The 15443-nt window shown below is 71.0% G+C and carries 16 protein-coding genes; 10 read left to right on the top strand and 6 right to left on the bottom strand.

All coding sequences use genetic code 11. From position 1 onward, the window contains the following. The first annotated feature begins 118 nt into the window (after positions 1 to 118). Entirely contained in the window at positions 119 to 865 is a 747-nt protein-coding gene (gene dapB / locus CQ044_RS03255; RefSeq protein ID WP_105686799.1) for a 4-hydroxy-tetrahydrodipicolinate reductase, read from the top strand. Beyond that, positions 862 to 4017: a BTAD domain-containing putative transcriptional regulator gene (locus tag CQ044_RS03260; protein ID WP_105686801.1), complete on the top strand. Its 3156-nt coding sequence runs from the start codon at positions 862 to 864 to the stop codon at positions 4015 to 4017. The genes dapB and CQ044_RS03260 overlap by 4 nt, the downstream gene beginning before the upstream one ends. A gap of 63 nt (positions 4018 to 4080) precedes the next feature. Here CQ044_RS03260 and CQ044_RS03265 read toward each other — a convergent pair whose 3' ends face one another. Both CQ044_RS03265 and CQ044_RS03270 read right to left on the bottom strand, forming a co-directional pair. After that, on the bottom strand, positions 4081 to 4911 hold the full coding sequence (locus tag CQ044_RS03265; RefSeq protein WP_105686803.1) for an ABC transporter permease: 831 nt from the start codon (positions 4909 to 4911) through the stop codon (positions 4081 to 4083). Next, positions 4908 to 5912, bottom strand: a complete 1005-nt coding sequence (locus tag CQ044_RS03270; RefSeq protein WP_105686804.1) for an ATP-binding cassette domain-containing protein — start codon at positions 5910 to 5912, stop codon at positions 4908 to 4910. Before CQ044_RS03270 ends, CQ044_RS03265 begins: the two co-directional genes overlap by 4 nt. A 122-nt stretch (positions 5913 to 6034) precedes the next feature. Here CQ044_RS03270 and CQ044_RS03275 point away from each other — a divergent pair, with 122 nt between their 5' ends. Next, on the top strand, positions 6035 to 6469 hold the full coding sequence (locus CQ044_RS03275) for a hypothetical protein (protein WP_105686806.1): 435 nt from the start codon (positions 6035 to 6037) through the stop codon (positions 6467 to 6469). Positions 6470 to 6549: 80 nt separating this feature from the next. On the opposite strand, the gene CQ044_RS03280 is transcribed toward CQ044_RS03275, so the two are convergent. From CQ044_RS03280 to CQ044_RS03290, 3 genes are all read right to left on the bottom strand, one after another. Then, positions 6550 to 6975: an OsmC family peroxiredoxin gene (locus tag CQ044_RS03280; RefSeq protein WP_045273786.1), complete on the bottom strand. Its 426-nt coding sequence runs from the start codon at positions 6973 to 6975 to the stop codon at positions 6550 to 6552. Between the two features lie 68 nt (positions 6976 to 7043). Continuing rightward, positions 7044 to 7511 carry a DUF4395 domain-containing protein gene (locus CQ044_RS03285; RefSeq protein ID WP_105686808.1) on the bottom strand — a complete coding sequence of 156 codons (468 nt, stop codon included), beginning with the start codon at positions 7509 to 7511 and terminating at the stop codon, positions 7044 to 7046. After that, positions 7508 to 7945 (bottom strand): thioredoxin family protein, encoded by a 438-nt coding sequence (locus tag CQ044_RS03290; RefSeq protein WP_105686809.1) that lies wholly within the window; start codon positions 7943 to 7945, stop codon positions 7508 to 7510. Before CQ044_RS03290 ends, CQ044_RS03285 begins: the two co-directional genes overlap by 4 nt. A gap of 136 nt (positions 7946 to 8081) precedes the next feature. Here CQ044_RS03290 and CQ044_RS03295 point away from each other — a divergent pair, with 136 nt between their 5' ends. The 4 genes from CQ044_RS03295 to CQ044_RS03310 all read left to right on the top strand — a co-directional run bounded on the left by CQ044_RS03295 (position 8082) and on the right by CQ044_RS03310 (position 11391). Further along, complete coding sequence (locus tag CQ044_RS03295; protein WP_105686811.1) at positions 8082 to 8891, top strand: thymidylate synthase; 810 nt, start codon at positions 8082 to 8084, stop codon at positions 8889 to 8891. Beyond that, positions 8888 to 9364 (top strand): dihydrofolate reductase, encoded by a 477-nt coding sequence (locus CQ044_RS03300; RefSeq protein WP_105686812.1) that lies wholly within the window; start codon positions 8888 to 8890, stop codon positions 9362 to 9364. The genes CQ044_RS03295 and CQ044_RS03300 overlap by 4 nt, the downstream gene beginning before the upstream one ends. Before the next feature lie 32 nt (positions 9365 to 9396). Continuing rightward, positions 9397 to 10158, top strand: coding sequence for an SDR family oxidoreductase (locus CQ044_RS03305; protein ID WP_105686813.1), 762 nt, complete (start codon positions 9397 to 9399; stop codon positions 10156 to 10158). Between the two features lie 312 nt (positions 10159 to 10470). Then, positions 10471 to 11391, top strand: coding sequence for a DUF559 domain-containing protein (locus tag CQ044_RS03310; protein ID WP_105686815.1), 921 nt, complete (start codon positions 10471 to 10473; stop codon positions 11389 to 11391). A 150-nt stretch (positions 11392 to 11541) separates the two neighbouring features. On the opposite strand, the gene CQ044_RS03315 is transcribed toward CQ044_RS03310, so the two are convergent. Then, a complete protein-coding gene (locus CQ044_RS03315; RefSeq protein WP_105686816.1) occupies positions 11542 to 12081 on the bottom strand; it encodes an NUDIX hydrolase in 540 nt (179 codons plus the stop codon). Positions 12082 to 12122: 41 nt separating this feature from the next. On the opposite strand from CQ044_RS03315, the gene CQ044_RS03320 reads away from it, so the two are divergent. The 3 genes from CQ044_RS03320 (at position 12123) to CQ044_RS03330 (ending at position 15357) form a co-directional block, all read left to right on the top strand. After that, on the top strand, positions 12123 to 12545 hold the full coding sequence (locus CQ044_RS03320) for an EF-Tu/IF-2/RF-3 family GTPase (protein ID WP_105686818.1): 423 nt from the start codon (positions 12123 to 12125) through the stop codon (positions 12543 to 12545). A 28-nt stretch (positions 12546 to 12573) separates the two neighbouring features. Further along, entirely contained in the window at positions 12574 to 13551 is a 978-nt protein-coding gene (gene dapA, locus CQ044_RS03325; protein ID WP_045273778.1) for a 4-hydroxy-tetrahydrodipicolinate synthase, read from the top strand. A 129-nt stretch (positions 13552 to 13680) separates the two neighbouring features. Beyond that, positions 13681 to 15357 carry a ribonuclease J gene (locus CQ044_RS03330; RefSeq protein WP_045273777.1) on the top strand — a complete coding sequence of 559 codons (1677 nt, stop codon included), beginning with the start codon at positions 13681 to 13683 and terminating at the stop codon, positions 15355 to 15357. Positions 15358 to 15443: the final 86 nt, after the last annotated feature.

A 15443-nucleotide genomic window follows, 5' to 3' on the forward strand; every position in this document is an offset into this window, starting at 1 on the left:
ACGGTAATCGATGCCGCGGGTCTGCGGTTCGGACGCGCGTGGCCCCCGACGACGTGGCGCATCGAGAGCCGCGGCGCCAGGCGGCGACCGCGTCGGAGGCGCTGAATAGACTGAGGGCATGACGACGCGCGTGGCCCTGGTGGGCGCCTCCGGCAAGCTCGGCACCATCATTGCGGACGTGATCGCCCGTCTCGACGGATTCGAGATCGGGGCGGTGCTCGGATCCGCCAGCACCATGGACGAGCTCGACGGCGCGGACCTCGTCGTCGACGCGACTACACCGGCGTCCAGCGTCGAGATCGTGCGTGCCGCCACCGACCGGGGCATCAACCTCCTCGTCGCCACCTCCGGATGGTCCTCCGACCGCATCGCGCAGGTCCGCCCGGCGATCGAGGCCGCCGGCACGGGCGCCCTGTTCGTGCCGAACTTCTCGCTGGGATCCGTGCTCGGCACGGCCCTCGCCGCCCTTGCCGCGCCGTTCTTCGGATCCGTGGAGATCATCGAGGCGCACCAGCACACCAAGATCGATTCGCCCAGCGGCACCGCCGTGCGCACGGCCGAGCTCATCGCCGCAGCGCGCGCCGAGCAGGGGCCCGTGGACGCACCGCACGTCGACCAGCGCGCCCGCGGACAGCAGGTGGCGAGCGTGCCGGTGCATTCGCTGCGGCGCCCCGGCGTCATCGCGAAGCAGGAGGTCATCCTCTCCGGTCCCGGGGAGTCGCTGTCGATCGTGCACGACACCGTGCAGTCGGCTGCGGCCTACGCCCCCGGGATCCGCCTCGCCCTGCCGTACGCGCGGGACCTGCGCGGTGTGGTCGTCGGCCTGGAGAACGTGATCGACCTGGGGATCCGGCCGCGCGCATGACCGCGCGCATCGGCGTGCTCGGCCCGGTGCGGATCGCGGATCGCGACGCCGGCGGCACGTCCATGCGCGCGCTGCTGGCCGCGCTCGTCCTCGCCGGCACCGGCACGACGCGCTCGGTGCCGGCGCTCGCCGACGAGGTCTGGGGCGAGGATCAGCCGCAGAACCCGAAGGCCGCGCTGCAGACGCTCGTGTCGCGGGCCAGGGCGCTCGCCGGATCCGACGCGATCGCGAGCGCGCCGGGCGGCTATGCGCTCGGCACCGACGATACCGATCTGCACAACGCACGCCGGCTGCGCGCCGAGGCGGAGACGCTCGACGACGGGGATCCGGACCGCATCCGGCTGCTGCGCGCGGCGATCGCTCTCTGGCGGGGCGAACCCGGTGTCGACCTGGCCGGGGCTCCGATCGCGGAGGACCTCGCGACCGAGGCGCAGGAGCTGCGCGCCGCTCTCCGCGGCTGCCTCGCCGCGGCGCTCGTCGCCTCAGGCCAGGCGGCCGAGGGCATCGGCATCCTCGAGGAGCTCGCGGCAACGCACCCGCTCGACGAAACAGCGCACGCCGCGCTGATGACGGCCCTCGCCGAGGACGGCCGAGCGCCCGAGGCTCTCGGCGTCTTCGCCCGGCTGCGCGGCACGCTCGCCGATGCCCTGGGCAGCTCGCCCAGCGCTGCTCTCGTCGAACTCAACGCACAGCTGCTGCGCGGACAGGATGACGGTCCGCGGGTCCGGATCGGCGTGCAGGCCGCCCCGAACGAGCTCATCGGCCGCGATGACGCCGTCACGAGCGCGCGTGCTCTGCTGCGTTCGGCACGGCTGGTGACCATCATGGGCGCCGGCGGCCTGGGCAAGACGCGGCTCGCGCAGGCGCTGGCGGCCGAGTCAATGGCCCCTGCAGTGGTCGTTGTCCCGCTCGCGGGCGTGCGCGCGGACACGGGCGTGCCGCTGGCGATCGCCGCCGCCCTGGGGATCAGCGAGAACGTCCCCGGCGGCAGGCTCTCCGAGCAGCGACCGCGCCCCGACCTCGGCGCGCGCATCGTGGCTGCCCTCGGCGACCGGACGACGCTGCTGGTGCTGGACAACTGCGAGCAGGTCATCGACGGCGTCGCACGGTGGACCGCGGATCTGCTGGCCGCGGTGCCCTCCCTGCGGATCCTGACCACGAGCCGCACGCCGCTCGCGATCGCCGCGGAACGCGTGCTGCCGCTGGAACCGCTGGAGATCGAGGCGACGCCCGCGGCTCCCGCCGTTCGTCTCTTCGCGGAGCGCGCCCATGCCGCGCGCCCCGGCGCGACGCTCGATCTCGAGGTCGTCGCGCGGTTGTGCGCGCGCCTGGATGGGCTCCCGCTCGCGATCGAGCTCGCGGCCGCGCGCGTGCGCACGATGACGCCGGAGCAGATCGAGAAGCGCCTGGAGAACCGCTTCGCGCTGCTCACCTCGGGAGACCGCGCGGCCCCAGAGCGTCATCGCACGCTCGAGGCCGTGATCGAGTGGAGCTGGGACCTGCTCTCGCCGGACGCGCGGCAGGCGCTCGCGCAGCTGTCCGTGCTCCCTGGCGGCTTCTCCGCGGAGACCGCGGATGCCGTGTTGTCCGAGGCCTCGGACGATGTCCTGGAGGGCCTCGTCTCGCAGTCGCTGCTGAACGTCATCGAGGTCGCCGACGGCGCCGTGCGCTTCCGCATGCTGGAGACCGTGCGCGAGTTCGGGCACGACCGCCTCGCCGAGACCGGCGCGGAGGACGACGCCTGGGAGGCCGTGGTCACCTGGGCGCTCGCCTTCGTCGCCGAGCACGGCGCGAGGGCCAGGGCGTTCCCCTCGGGGCTGACCGCGCACGCCCACCTCGCGATCACGCGCGAGCACGACAACCTCGTGCATGTGCTCAGGCACCTGGTGGCCGCGGGCCGCGGCGCCGATGCGGTGCGCCTGTTCACCGTCCTCGGGCAATCGTGGTTCATCCGCGGATCCTTCACCGAGTTCATCGGCTATGCCGGACCGATGATCGAGATCGTGGATGCGCTGCCGGCCGACGACATCGAGCCCGATCTGCAGGTCATGGCGGTCGTGATGGCGTCGCTCGGCTGCATGATCAGCGGGGATCCGCTCGCCGCGCGCGGACTGGCCTTCGTCACCCGCGCCGTGCGCGCCGCCGGTGACGCGCTCGCGCCGTCCTGGCAATTGCTGGCGGACTCCCTGCTCGCGGTCGGCCGGGGCGGGCCGATGGGGTCGGTGTCGGAGCTCGAACGAGGAACGGATCCGCGGGCGCAGCTGACGGCGGATGTGCTGCGCTCGCACCGGGCGGAGAACGATGGCGAGGCCGAGGTCGCGATGGAGGCCGCCCGCAGCGCCTGGCATCGGGCGCGCAGCCTCGACGAGCGCTGGGCCGAGGGCATGGCCGCCGATCTCGCGGCGCAGCTGGCCGCGCAGTCGGCGCGCCCGGCCGAGGCGATGACCTGGATCCAGCGTGCGACCGTCGTGTTCGAGGAGTTCGACGCGCAGGATCAGATGAATCATCAGGAGTGGGTGCGCGGCGGCGCGCTTCTCTGCCTGGGCCGCGGCCGCGAGGCACGGGCTCTGTTCACGCGGCTCATCGAGGAGGGCGGCCTCAGCCAGGACGGCGTGGAACTCGGGTCGATCGGGCTGTACGGCCTCGCGGAGGCGGAGCTCCTGGACGGGCACGTGGCGGGGGCGACCGAGGCGTTCGGACGCGCGATGGCAGCGTTCGCCGATCCGGTGCACCGCCGCTCGCCCTGGTATCTGATGGCGCTGTCCGGCTACGTCTCCGCGGCCGCGCGGGAGCTCGCGGTGCCCGAGGCGGAGCTCGCCGTCTGGGAGCGGCGCCTGCGCACGCGCACGATCGCCGCATGCCGGCAAAGGCGAGAGGGCGTGGACAGGCCCGTCCTCGGCACGGCGCTGATCGGCTGGTCGGCCTGGGCGCTGCGGCGGCCGGAGCTGGTCGCGCGGGGTACGGAGGCGATCGCGCTCGCCGAGGTGCTCGGCGGACGGCAGAACATGCCCAGCCTCGACCTCGCGACGCACTTCGCGGATGCGGAGCGGATCGCCGGATCCGAGGCCGTCGCCGTGGCGAGGAGGGATGCGGCCATGCTGGATCCTGCGGACCGCGTGGCGCGAGGCCTCGCCGTGCTGGGATCTCGCTGAGCGCAGCTCGCGCCGGGCACGACGAAGGGGCGCCCTCGTCGAGGACGCCCCTTGCCGGACGGTTCAGGCCTTGCGCATGTACGCGCGCACGGTGAGCGGGGCGAAGACCGCCACGATCACGGCGGCGCCGAGCAACGAGACCCAGGCGTCGACGCCGAAGGTGCCCAGGTTGGCGAGGTCGCGCACGGCCGTCACCAGATGCGAGACCGGATTCACGTTCACGAACCACTGCAGCCAGCCCGGCATCGTGTTCACCGGGACGAACGCGTTGGACAGGAAGGTGAGCGGGAAGAGGATCATCATCGAGATCCCCTGCACGCTCGACGCGGTCCGCGCGATCACGCCGGCGAAGGCGAAGATCCAGCTGATCGCCCAGGAGCACACGATCACGAGGAGGCCCGCGCCGATCACGGCGCCGAGCCCGCCCGCGGGGCGGAAGCCCATCACGAAGCCCATCGCGAAGGTGAGCACGGTCGCGATGCCGTAGCGGATCGTGTCGGCGAGGAGCGCGCCGGACAGCGGGGCGATGCGCGCGATCGGCAGTGAGCGGAACCGGTCGAACACGCCCTTGTCCATGTCCTCGCGCAGCTGTACGCCGGTCACGACCGAGGTGGTGATGACCGTCTGCACGAGGATGCCGGGGATGATCACGGGCAGGTAGTTCGTGACGTTGCCGGAGATCGCGCCGCCGAAGATGTAGGTGAACATCAGGGTGAACAGGATCGGCTGCACCGTCACGTCGACGAGCTGCTCCGGCGTGCGCCGGATCTTGATGAGACCTCGCGCCGCCATCGTGAGGGTGTTGCGCAGGGTCAGGGACAGGCTCGCGCGCGGGCTCAGCCGGCGCTCGGCGGCCGGGATGATGCGCCCGGCGGTGGGGGCGAGGGTGGTCATGCGCTGACCTCCTGGATCTGTGCGGTGGTGGAGTCGTCTGCGGATTCCTCGTCGGCCGGGTGGCCGGTGAGGGTGAGGAACACCTCGTCGAGGGTGGGCTTCTGCACGCTCACCTCGGAGAGGCCGATGCCGGCCTCTCGGAGCGTGATCAGCAGCTCGGCGACCCGATCCGGATCCGCGAGGGGAGCCGTGATCCGGGATGCCTCGGGAGAGAGGACGCCGCGGACGCCGAGCGCCTGCTCGATCGCGAGCAACGCGTCGGCCGTGTCGGCGGCGTCGCGCACGCGCAGTTGCAACGACGAGGTGCCGACGGACGCCTTGAGGTCGTCCGGGGTGCCCTCCGCCACGACCCTGCCGTGGTCGATCACGGCGATGCGGTCGGCCAGCTGATCGGCCTCATCGAGGTACTGCGTCGTGAGGAGCACGGTGGAGCCTGTGTTCACGAGCTCGCGGATCGTGTCCCACATCTGGCCGCGGGTGCGCGGATCCAGTCCGGTGGTGGGCTCGTCGAGGAAGATCAGCGGGGGCTGCGCGAGCAGGGACGCGGCCAGGTCGAGCCGTCGGCGCATGCCGCCGGAGAACTGCTTCAGCGGACGACGCGCGGCCTCGGTGAGGCCGAAGCGCTCCAGCAGATCGGCGGACTTCGCCTTCGCCTCGCTGCGACCGAGGCCCAGCAGCCGTGCGAAGATCATGAGGTTCTCGGTGGCGGACAGGGTCTCGTCGACCGAGGCGAACTGCCCGGTGACGCCGATGAGCTGGCGCACGACGTGCGCCTCGCGCACGACGTCATGGCCGAAGACGCGACCGGATCCGCCGTCGGGGCGCATGAGGGTCGCGAGCATGTTGATGGTGGTGGTCTTGCCGGCGCCGTTCGGGCCGAGGACGCCGTAGACGGTGCCGGTGCGCACGCGCAGGTCGACGCCGTCGACCGCGCGGTTCTCACCGAACACCTTCACGAGTCCGTCGGCCTCGAGGGCCCAGTCGGTGGTGGGATTCGTCATGCTCAGAGCATCCGCCGCCCCGCTGTCGGAGCACTGTCGTCCCGCTGTCGCACGCTTTCCGGGACGGCGACGGACGCCTGCCGTCGCGGGTCGTGCCGAGTGCGCCGATCTAGGATGGAGGGATGGGTTCCCGCATCGGCGTCGTCGTCATGGCCGCGCTTCTCGTGCTGTACATCGCGCTCGTCGGCTGGCGAGCGGTGGTGCTGCTCGGCTCGGGACAGGCGCTCGGGATCACGATGGGCATCGCTCTGCTCGTGATGCCGCTGATCGGCGCCTGGGCGCTTGTGCGCGAGCTGCAGTTCGGCTTCGCCGCGGATCGCCTCGGCCGCACGCTGAACGACGAGGGCGGGATGCCCGAGGCGCCGGAGAACCTGCGTCCGAACGGTCGGCTGCTGCCCGAGGACGCCGACCGGCTGGTGTCGGAGTACGGATCGGCCGCGGCCGCGGAACCTGAGGACTGGCGGGCGCAGTACCGCCTGGGCGTGGTGCACGACGCGGCGGGCCACCGCAAGGACGCGCGGGCGGCGATCCGTGCCGCGATCCGCCTGGCCAAGTAGCCCTGGCGCGCCCCTGACGCGGCCGGATATGCGAACGGCCGCATCCCGGGGGACACGGCCGTTCTGCGAGACGACGAGCGTCAGGCCAGAGTCGCCTCGAGCGTGATCTCGATGCCGGAGAGCGCGGCGGAGACAGGGCAGCCGACCTTGGCCTCCTGCGCGAGGCGCTGGAAGGTCTCGGCATCGAGGCCCGGAACCGAGGCGTTCACGTTGAGGTGGCTGCCGGTGATGCCGACGCCCGGCTTGAACGTGACCGACGCGGTCGTGTCGACGCGCTCCGCGGGGGTGCCGTTGCCGGCCAGCGCGTGCGAGAGCGCCATGCTGAAGCACGAGGAGTGCGCAGCGGCGATGAGCTCCTCGGGCGTGGTCGTGGTGTCGGACCCCTCCGACCGCGCCTTCCAGTTCAGGGGGAACGTGCCCAGGCGGGAGGAGGAGAGGGAGACGGATCCCTCGCCCTCGATGAGACTTCCGGTCCAGGTGGCAGCGGCTTCGCTCGTGACCGACATGGGGGTCCTCCGATCGGGATGGGTGAGGGTGCCAGCCTAGCGACCGGATCGGGACGGATCCGTACTTCTCAGGGAAGTCGCGGGGCCCGTCCCAGGATCCCGGCACGTTGCAGCAGCAGATACAGCTGGCAGCCCAGGCACAGCCCGAACGCGGCGTTCAGGAAGGCGGCGACGAACGCCATCGCGGTCGCGATCGGCAGCGCCCACGGCACGCCGAGCAGATGCAGGACGAGTCCGACGGTCACGACGAGCAGCCCGACGCCCTGGGCGAAGCGCGGCGGACGCGGGTCCTCCAGCTCGCGGGGCGGCGCGAGCCGCGGGCGCACGAGGGCGCGGAACAGCAGACTCCACGGCTGGGTGCGCGGCGAGAGCACGCCCCAGAGGAAGAGCAGCGCGATCACGAACGTGAGGATGAACGCGGGCTGATTGAACGGCGGACTCACCAGCCCGAGCACGGTGGCCACGAGGAGCAGGGCGGAAGTGATCCACGCGGCGAAACGCGGACCGCGGGGATCGATGCCGGCGGGAGCTGTCATGCGGTGGCCTCCTGGATGTGGTCGGCGGCATCGAGCGCCGAGAGCACGGCGGCCCTGGTGGGGACGCCGGTGAAGCGGGAGCGGATCCGGCCCTCGGGATCGACGATCAGCGTCGTCGGCGTGGAGAGCACCTTGTACCGCGCGGCGAGGTCGGCGCGTGAGGTGAGATCGACCTCGGCGTGCACGACGCCCGTGCGCTCGGCGGCGACGGATCCGAGCATGCGCCGCACCTGCGGGCAGCGCGCGCAGAACTCGGTGCTGAACTGCACCAGGGTCGCCTGCGCCCCCAGCGGTCGCATGAGGTCGGCGGGATCCACGTGCCGGTCGCCGTGCACGGTCACCGCGCGGCCGTCCCTTCGCCGAAGCAGCACGCCCACCAGCACGGTCGCCACGAGGAGCGCGGCGACCACGGTGACGGCGATCGGCAGGGACATGGTCCGAGGCTACGTCCGCCCGCGGGGGAGCGGGCGGATATGACGGTTCGAGTCAGGGCGCGCTCCCGGTGAGCTCTCGGCCCCCTGAGCCTGTCGAACGACCCGCGCGTCGGTCGCCCCCGGTACGCTGAAACGCATGAGCGCCGCGATCCCCACGCCGTACGAAGACCTGCTCCGCGACGTGCTGGCGAGCGGCACGCACAAGGACGATCGCACCGGCACGGGAACGACCAGCGTGTTCGGCCGGCAGATCCGCTTCGACCTGTCGCAGGGGTTCCCGCTCATCACGACCAAGCGCGTGCACTTCAAGTCCATCGCGTACGAGCTGCTCTGGTTCCTGCGCGGCGACTCCAACGTGCGATGGCTGCAGGAGAACGGCGTCACCATCTGGGACGAGTGGGCGGATGCCGACGGCGACCTCGGTCCGGTCTACGGAGTGCAATGGCGCTCCTGGCCCACGCCCGACGGCGGCCACATCGACCAGCTGCAGCAGGTGATCGACCAGATCCGCAACTCGCCGGATTCGCGCCGCATCATCGTGTCCGCATGGAACCCGGCCGACATCCCGAACATGGCGCTCGCCCCCTGCCATGCGCTCTTCCAGTTCTATGTGGCCGACGGCAAGCTGTCGTGCCAGCTCTACCAGCGCAGCGCCGACCTGTTCCTCGGCGTGCCGTTCAACATCGCGTCCTACGCGCTGCTCACCCTGATGGTGGCGCAGCAGACCGGCCTCGAGCCCGGCGACTTCGTGTGGACGGGTGGCGACTGCCACATCTACGACAACCACCTCGAGCAGGTGCGGGAGCAGCTCACGCGCGAGCCGTACCCGTACCCGACCCTGCAGATCACGCGGAAGCCGGAGTCGATCTTCGACTACGCCTACGAGGACTTCGCGATCGAGGACTACCAGCACCACCCGGCCATCCGGGCGGCGGTCGCCGTATGACCCGGATCGGGCTGGTGTGGGCCGAGGCGCACGGCGGTGTGATCGGCGCGGGCGGCACGATGCCCTGGCACGTGCCGGAGGACCTCGCGCACTTCAAGGAGGTCACCCTGGGCGCGCCCGTGCTCATGGGGCGGCGCACCTGGGAGTCGCTCCCCGAGCGGTTCAGGCCGCTTCCAGGGCGCGACAACATCGTCATCACACGACAGTCCGGCTGGTCCGCCGAGGGCACGCGGACCGCGGGATCGATCACCGATGCGCTCGAAGGCCTCGACGAGGCATGGGTGATCGGCGGGGGAGAGATCTTCCGCGAGGTGATCGGTGACGCCGAGCGCCTGGAGGTGACCGAGCTCGACCTGGACGTTCCGGGCGACGCCTTCGCCCCGTCGCGCGAGGGCTTCCGGCTCGTCTCGGAGGGGGAGTGGCAGACCAGCAGGACCGGGATCCGCTTCCGCTTCCTCGGCTACCAGCGCTGACCGCATCGCCCGCTCCCGACAGGAGGATCCGCATGCCCACCGCTCTCATCACCGGCGCCAGCGCAGGGCTCGGCGCCGAGTTCGCCCGCCAGCTCGCCGACCGCGGCGCGGACCTCGTGCTGGTCGCCCGCTCGGAGGACGCGCTGCAGGCGCTCGCCGCGGAGCTCCGCGCGAGTCATGGCGTCGCGGCGGAGGTGCTCGTCGCCGACCTCGCCGAGGAGCAGCACGTCGACCGCGTCGCGCAGCGGATCGCCGATGCCGGGCGCCCGATCGACCTGCTCGTGAACAATGCCGGGTTCGGGCTGCCGCTGCACTTCGCCGACAACGAGATCGCGGACGAGGTGCGCCACCTGCGCGTGCACGTCGAGGCGCCGATGCGGCTCATGCACGCCGCGCTCGGGGCCATGCGCGGGCGCGGAGGACGGATCATCAACGTCGCCTCGGTGGCCGGGTTCATCTCGCGGTCCACGTACTCCGCCTGCAAGGCGTGGCTCATCGGCTTCAGCCGCTGGGCGAACGGCGAGTACGCGGCCGACGGGGTCACGGTCACCGCGCTCTGCCCCGGTTTCGTGCACACCACCTTCCATTCGCGGATGGGGCTCGGAGCAGGCCAGGAGGGGGTGCCGCGGTTCCTGTGGGTGGATGCGCCCTTCGTCGTGCGCCAGGGCCTGCGCGCCGCCGCCCAGGGCAGGTCGGTCGTGATCCCGTCGCTGCGCTACAAGGCGGTCGTCGCCGGTTCGCGCCTGGTGCCGCGCTCGCTCACGACGCGCATCGCCCGCCGCGGCCGCATGTAGGACGCGCGGCGGGGGAGCACTGTCGGGGGCTCCGACCTTGTGCACGCCGAATGCAGGACCGCTTGGCCAACTGCAGGATCGGTCGGCGGCGAAGGCCATCGATCCCGCGGAGTGCCGCGAAACAACGAGCGCCGATTGGGCCCGGGACCCCGGCTGATCCTGCATGCGGAGGGTCGGTCCTGCATTTGGCGGGGGCAGTCGTCGTCACCGTCTGAACCAGAACGGTCCACACAATCCGGCAAGCGCCCGGATTTCCCCCCGATTCCGCGAGAGCGTCGCACAGCGCCGTGCGGTGCGGCAGGCTCTCCGGGCATGTCAGATATCGCACGCGTGCTCGACCAGCTCGGCGGCATCGGCCGTCGCGCGCAGGTCCTCGACAGAGGCGTATCCAGGCCGGACATCGACCATGCGCTTGCACGCGGCGCGGTGATCCGCGTCCGGCAGGGCGTGTACGCGACGCCTGCGGTGGACCCGGCGGTGCTCAGCGCGGCCCGACACGGCGGCGAGGTCGCGTGCGGTGCGGCCCTGCGCGCCCACGGTGTCTGGGTCCTCTCGGATGAACATCCCGCGCGGAGCGGTGCCAACGACCGAGATCACCGCCCCATGCCCCGGTTGCATGTGTGGATGGGGCCCTCCGGACGGCAGCACGCGCATGCCGGGTGCCGGTGCAGGGCGCATCATGAGATCGGTGACCGGCCGGCCGGGTTCGGGATTGTCGAAGTGCTGCTCGCCCTCGTCCAGTACGCCGTATGCGGGACGCCGGAGGGCTTCTTCGCGGCGTTGGAGTCCGCGCTGCAACTCGGGCTCATTCCGCAGGGTGGCCTGGCGACGCTGCGCTCTCGTGTCTCGGAACACCTGCGCTGGCTCGTCGACTTCGCGTCGGATCAGGCCGACAGCGGGCTGGAGTCCCTGCTCCGACTTCGATTGCACCTGCGGGGGATCACCCTGCAGTCGCAGGTGGAGATAGCCGGGGTCGCACGCGTCGACTTCCTCCTCGCTGGTCGCATCATCCTCGAGGCGGACGGGAGAGAGAACCACGAAAGATCCTCGAAACGGCACAAGGATCTGCTGCGGGACGCGGCGGCGGCCGCACAAGGCTACGAGACGCTGCGCTTCGACTACGTGATGATCCTCTTCCGCTGGGATCTGGTGCTGGCCGCGATCGAGGGGCGGCTTGCTGTCCTCCAGTCGCGCCAAGTGCAGGACGATGCCGCCCGACTGCAGGATCGGTGAGCGGAGGGGACGCCGGATCCGCGGAGTAGCAGGAGATCCGCGGGCACGGAACGTCTGTGCTCCTGCACGTGGTGAACCGCTCCTGCATTCGGCGAGACGGGCCCGACCAATGCCGATGGAGCCGCCGGCGGAACCGCGCCCGTTGCCCGTTCAGGCGAACCGGCCCAGCCGGATACCGGCGTAGGCGAGCGCGGCGATCGTCTCGCCGTCGCGGATCCGCCCGTCGGCGATCATCGCGAGGGCCTCGGCGAAAGGCACCCACGCCATCTCGTCGATGCCCTCCTCGGCTTGCGTGTCCGCACTGTCCGCGGCCTCGCGCAGGCCTCGGGCGAGGAACACGTGCTCCGGCGCCACGGTCACGCCGTTGAGGGCGTTCATCGTGCCGATCGGCGTCCACTCGTCCGCCTCGAGCCCTGTCTCCTCGCGGAGCTCGCGGCGCGCGGCGAGGAGCGGATCCTCCCCGTCGGAGCCTCCGGCGGGCACCTCGACCGAGCGTCCGGTCGTGTAGCGGTCGATCGTGACGAGGCACACGCGGTCCTGCTCGTCCAGAGCCACCACGAACACCGCGGGGTTCTTCAGGGTGACGACGCCGTAGATCCCGTCGCCGGCGGGTCCGGAAACCTGATCCTCCCGCACCGAGATCCAGCGGTTGTCGTAGACGATGCGCGAGTCCCGCGTCTGCCAGGCCATGTGCGCGAGCCTAACCGGCCGCCCCCTCTAGGCTCGAACGCATGGGCTGGTTCGGGAAGAAGAAGGATCCGCAGGACGCGAACGAGATGCTCCGGCAGTACAACGCGCAGGAGGCAGAGCGCCTGGCCGCCGCCGGGATCGCTCCGAGCGCGGGCATCGCCTCGGCCGCGAGCACGGTCTCGACCGGCATCGGGACCTCGGAGTTCGTCGTGGAGGACGTCTTCACGATCACCGGGCGCGGGCAGGTTGCGACCGGCAGGACCACGACGGGCACGATGCGCGTCGGTGACCGCGTGGTGGTGCTCCGCGGAGCCACCCAGACCGGTGCCAGCACGATCACCGGCATCGAGATGTTCCGCAAGAAGGCCAGCGAGGCGCCGGTGGGCATCGCCGCCGGTCTGCTCCTGAAGCCCAGTGCGGATCTGGCCCGCGGCGACGTCATCCGCGTCACGCCGACAGCGTGAGCATCGCCGGGTCCATTACGCTGGACCCATGACGCACACGGGCAATCCCTTCGGACAGGTGCTCGTCGCCCTCATCACCCCGATGACGGCCGACGGCGAGGTCGACTGGCCTTCCGTCGAGAAGCACATCGACCGCGTCATCTCGGACGGTGCCGACGGCATCGTCGTCACGGGGACGACGGGGGAGACCTCGACTCTCACCGACGCCGAGAAGCTGCGCCTCGTCGAGGTCGGCAAGGACGTCGCCGCGGGGCGCGCGAAGATCATCACGGGCGGCGGATCCAACGAGACCGCACACGCGATCGAGCTGTACAAGGCCAGCGAGAAGGCCGGCGCCGACGGCATCATGATCGTCACGCCGTACTACAACAAGCCCACCCAGGCGGGCATCCTCACGCACTTCCGCCTCGTCGCGGACGCCACAGACCTGCCGGTGATCCTCTACGACATCCCCGGTCGCACCGGCGTGCCGATCAAGTACGAGACGATCCTGCGTCTCGCCAAGCACCCGAACATCCTCGCGGTGAAGGATGCCAAGGGCGACTTCTCCGAGGTCAGCCGGGTGCTCAACCAGACCGACCTGATGTACTTCTCCGGCGACGACTCGAACGTGCTCCCGCACCTCTCGATCGGAGCCACCGGGCTCATCGGCGTCACGGCGAACATCACCTCGGCGCCGTATCGCGCGATCGTCGACGCGGTGAACCGCGGTGACCTCGCCGCCGCCACCGCCGAGCACAAGCGCCTCGAGCCGCTCGTCCGCGCCGCGATGACGCACGTGCCTGGCACGGTGTCGGCGAAGTACATCCTGCACGGCCTCGGCCGCATCACCAGCCCCCGCGTCCGCCTGCCTCTGGTAGGGCCGGAGGAGTGGGAGGCCGCCCTCATCGAGGACGAGCTCGCGCTCGTCAAGGACATCCCGGGCGCGGACTTCTCCGACTTCCGCCCCGACCGCAATGCCGCCGCCGGCGGCGCACTCCCCAAGGTGCACGGCACGACCCGATGAGGGCGCGGCCGATGGGCATCGCACCCGAACAGGACGGATCCGCGCGGAACGCGCAGACGGATCCGGTCCCGGTCGGCAGGGGAGACAAGAACCTCGGACGCGCAGCGCGTCCCGCCTAGGAGGCACCACATGAACATTCCCCTCGCCGATCCCGAAGCGCTCGCGCCCGGCACCCTCCGCGTCACGCCCCTGGGCGGGCTCGGGGAGGTCGGTCGCAACATGACCGTCTTCGAGTACGACGGCAAGCTCCTGGTCGTCGACTGCGGCGTGCTCTTCCCGGAGGAGCACCAGCCCGGCGTCGACCTGATCCTGCCCGACTTCGAGCCCATCAAGGACCGCCTCGACGACATCGTCGGCGTCGTGCTCACGCACGGCCACGAAGACCACATCGGCGCCGTGCCCTACCTGCTGCGGCTCAAGGGAGACATCCCGCTGATCGGATCGGGGCTCACCCTCGCGCTCGTCGAGGCCAAGCTCAAGGAGCACCGGATCAAGCCCTTCACCCTCACGGTGAAGGAAGGTCAGCAGGAGAAGGTCGGGCCGTTCGACCTCGAGTTCGTCGCGGTCAACCACTCCATCCCCGACGCGCTCGCCGTCGCGATCCGCACCCCCGCGGGCCTGGTGCTCGCGACCGGCGACTTCAAGATGGACCAGCTGCCGCTGGACGGCCGCATCACGGACCTCCGCGCGTTCTCGCGCCTCGGCGAGGAGGGCGTCGACCTGTTCCTCGTCGACTCGACCAACGCCGACGTGCCCGGTTTCACGCCGACCGAGCGCTCGATCGGCCCTGTGCTCGATCAGGTCATCGGCAAGGCGCCGCGTCGTGTCATCGTCGCGAGCTTCTCCAGCCACGTGCACCGCGTGCAGCAGGTCATCGACGCCGCGCACGCGCACGGCCGCCGGGTGGCGTTCCTCGGACGCAGCATGGTCCGCAACATGACGATCGCGGAGCAGCTCGGCTACCTCAAGGTGCCGGACGGCGTGCTCATCGACTACAAGAAGGCGCGCGACCTCCCCGAGGATCAGATCGTCTACATGTCGACCGGATCCCAGGGCGAGCCGATGGCCGTGCTCAGCCGCATGGCGAACCTCGACCACGCGATCGAGCCGGGCCCTGGTGACACCGTGATCCTGGCGTCGAGCCTCATCCCCGGCAACGAGAACGCGGTGTACCGCGTGATCGACGGGCTGACGAAGCTCGGGGCGAACGTCGTGCACAAGGCGAACGCGCGGGTGCACGTCTCGGGCCACGCCGCGGCCGGAGAGCTGCTGTACTGCTACAACATCCTGAAGCCGAAGAACGTGCTCCCCGTGCACGGCGAGTACCGTCACCTCATGGCGAACGCGAAGCTCGCCCAGGACACCGGAATTCCAGAGGAGCGCACGATCCTCGGCTCCAACGGCACCGTGATCGACCTCAAGGACGGCGTCGCCCGCGTCGCGGGGCAGCTCGACATCGGCTTCGTGTACGTCGACGGCTCCACGGTCGGCGAGATCACCGACGCGGACCTGAAGGACCGGCGCATTCTCGGCGAGGAGGGCTTCGTGTCCATCATCGTCGTGGTCGACTCCACGACCGGTCGCATCATCTCGGGCCCGGAGATCCACGCCCGCGGCGTCGCGGAGGACGACTCCGTCTTCGACGACGTGGCGCCGAAGATCGTCGCGGCGCTCAAGGAGGCGGCCGGGAACGGGGTGCGCGACAGCCACGCGCTTTCGCAGATCGTGCGCCGCACGATCGGCCGATGGGTGAACCAGAAGCTGCGTCGCCGCCCGATGATCGTCCCGCTCGTCATCGAGGCGTGAGCGACCGGTCTCCTGAGTCCCGCTGAGGCCGCAATTACGCGGAAAGCCGCGTCATTGCGGGCCTTTGTCGGCGTCCGGCCGTAGCG

Origin of the sequence: Microbacterium sp. MYb64 (assembly GCF_002979495.1) — a bacterium.
GTDB lineage: Bacteria > Actinomycetota > Actinomycetes > Actinomycetales > Microbacteriaceae > Microbacterium > Microbacterium azadirachtae_A.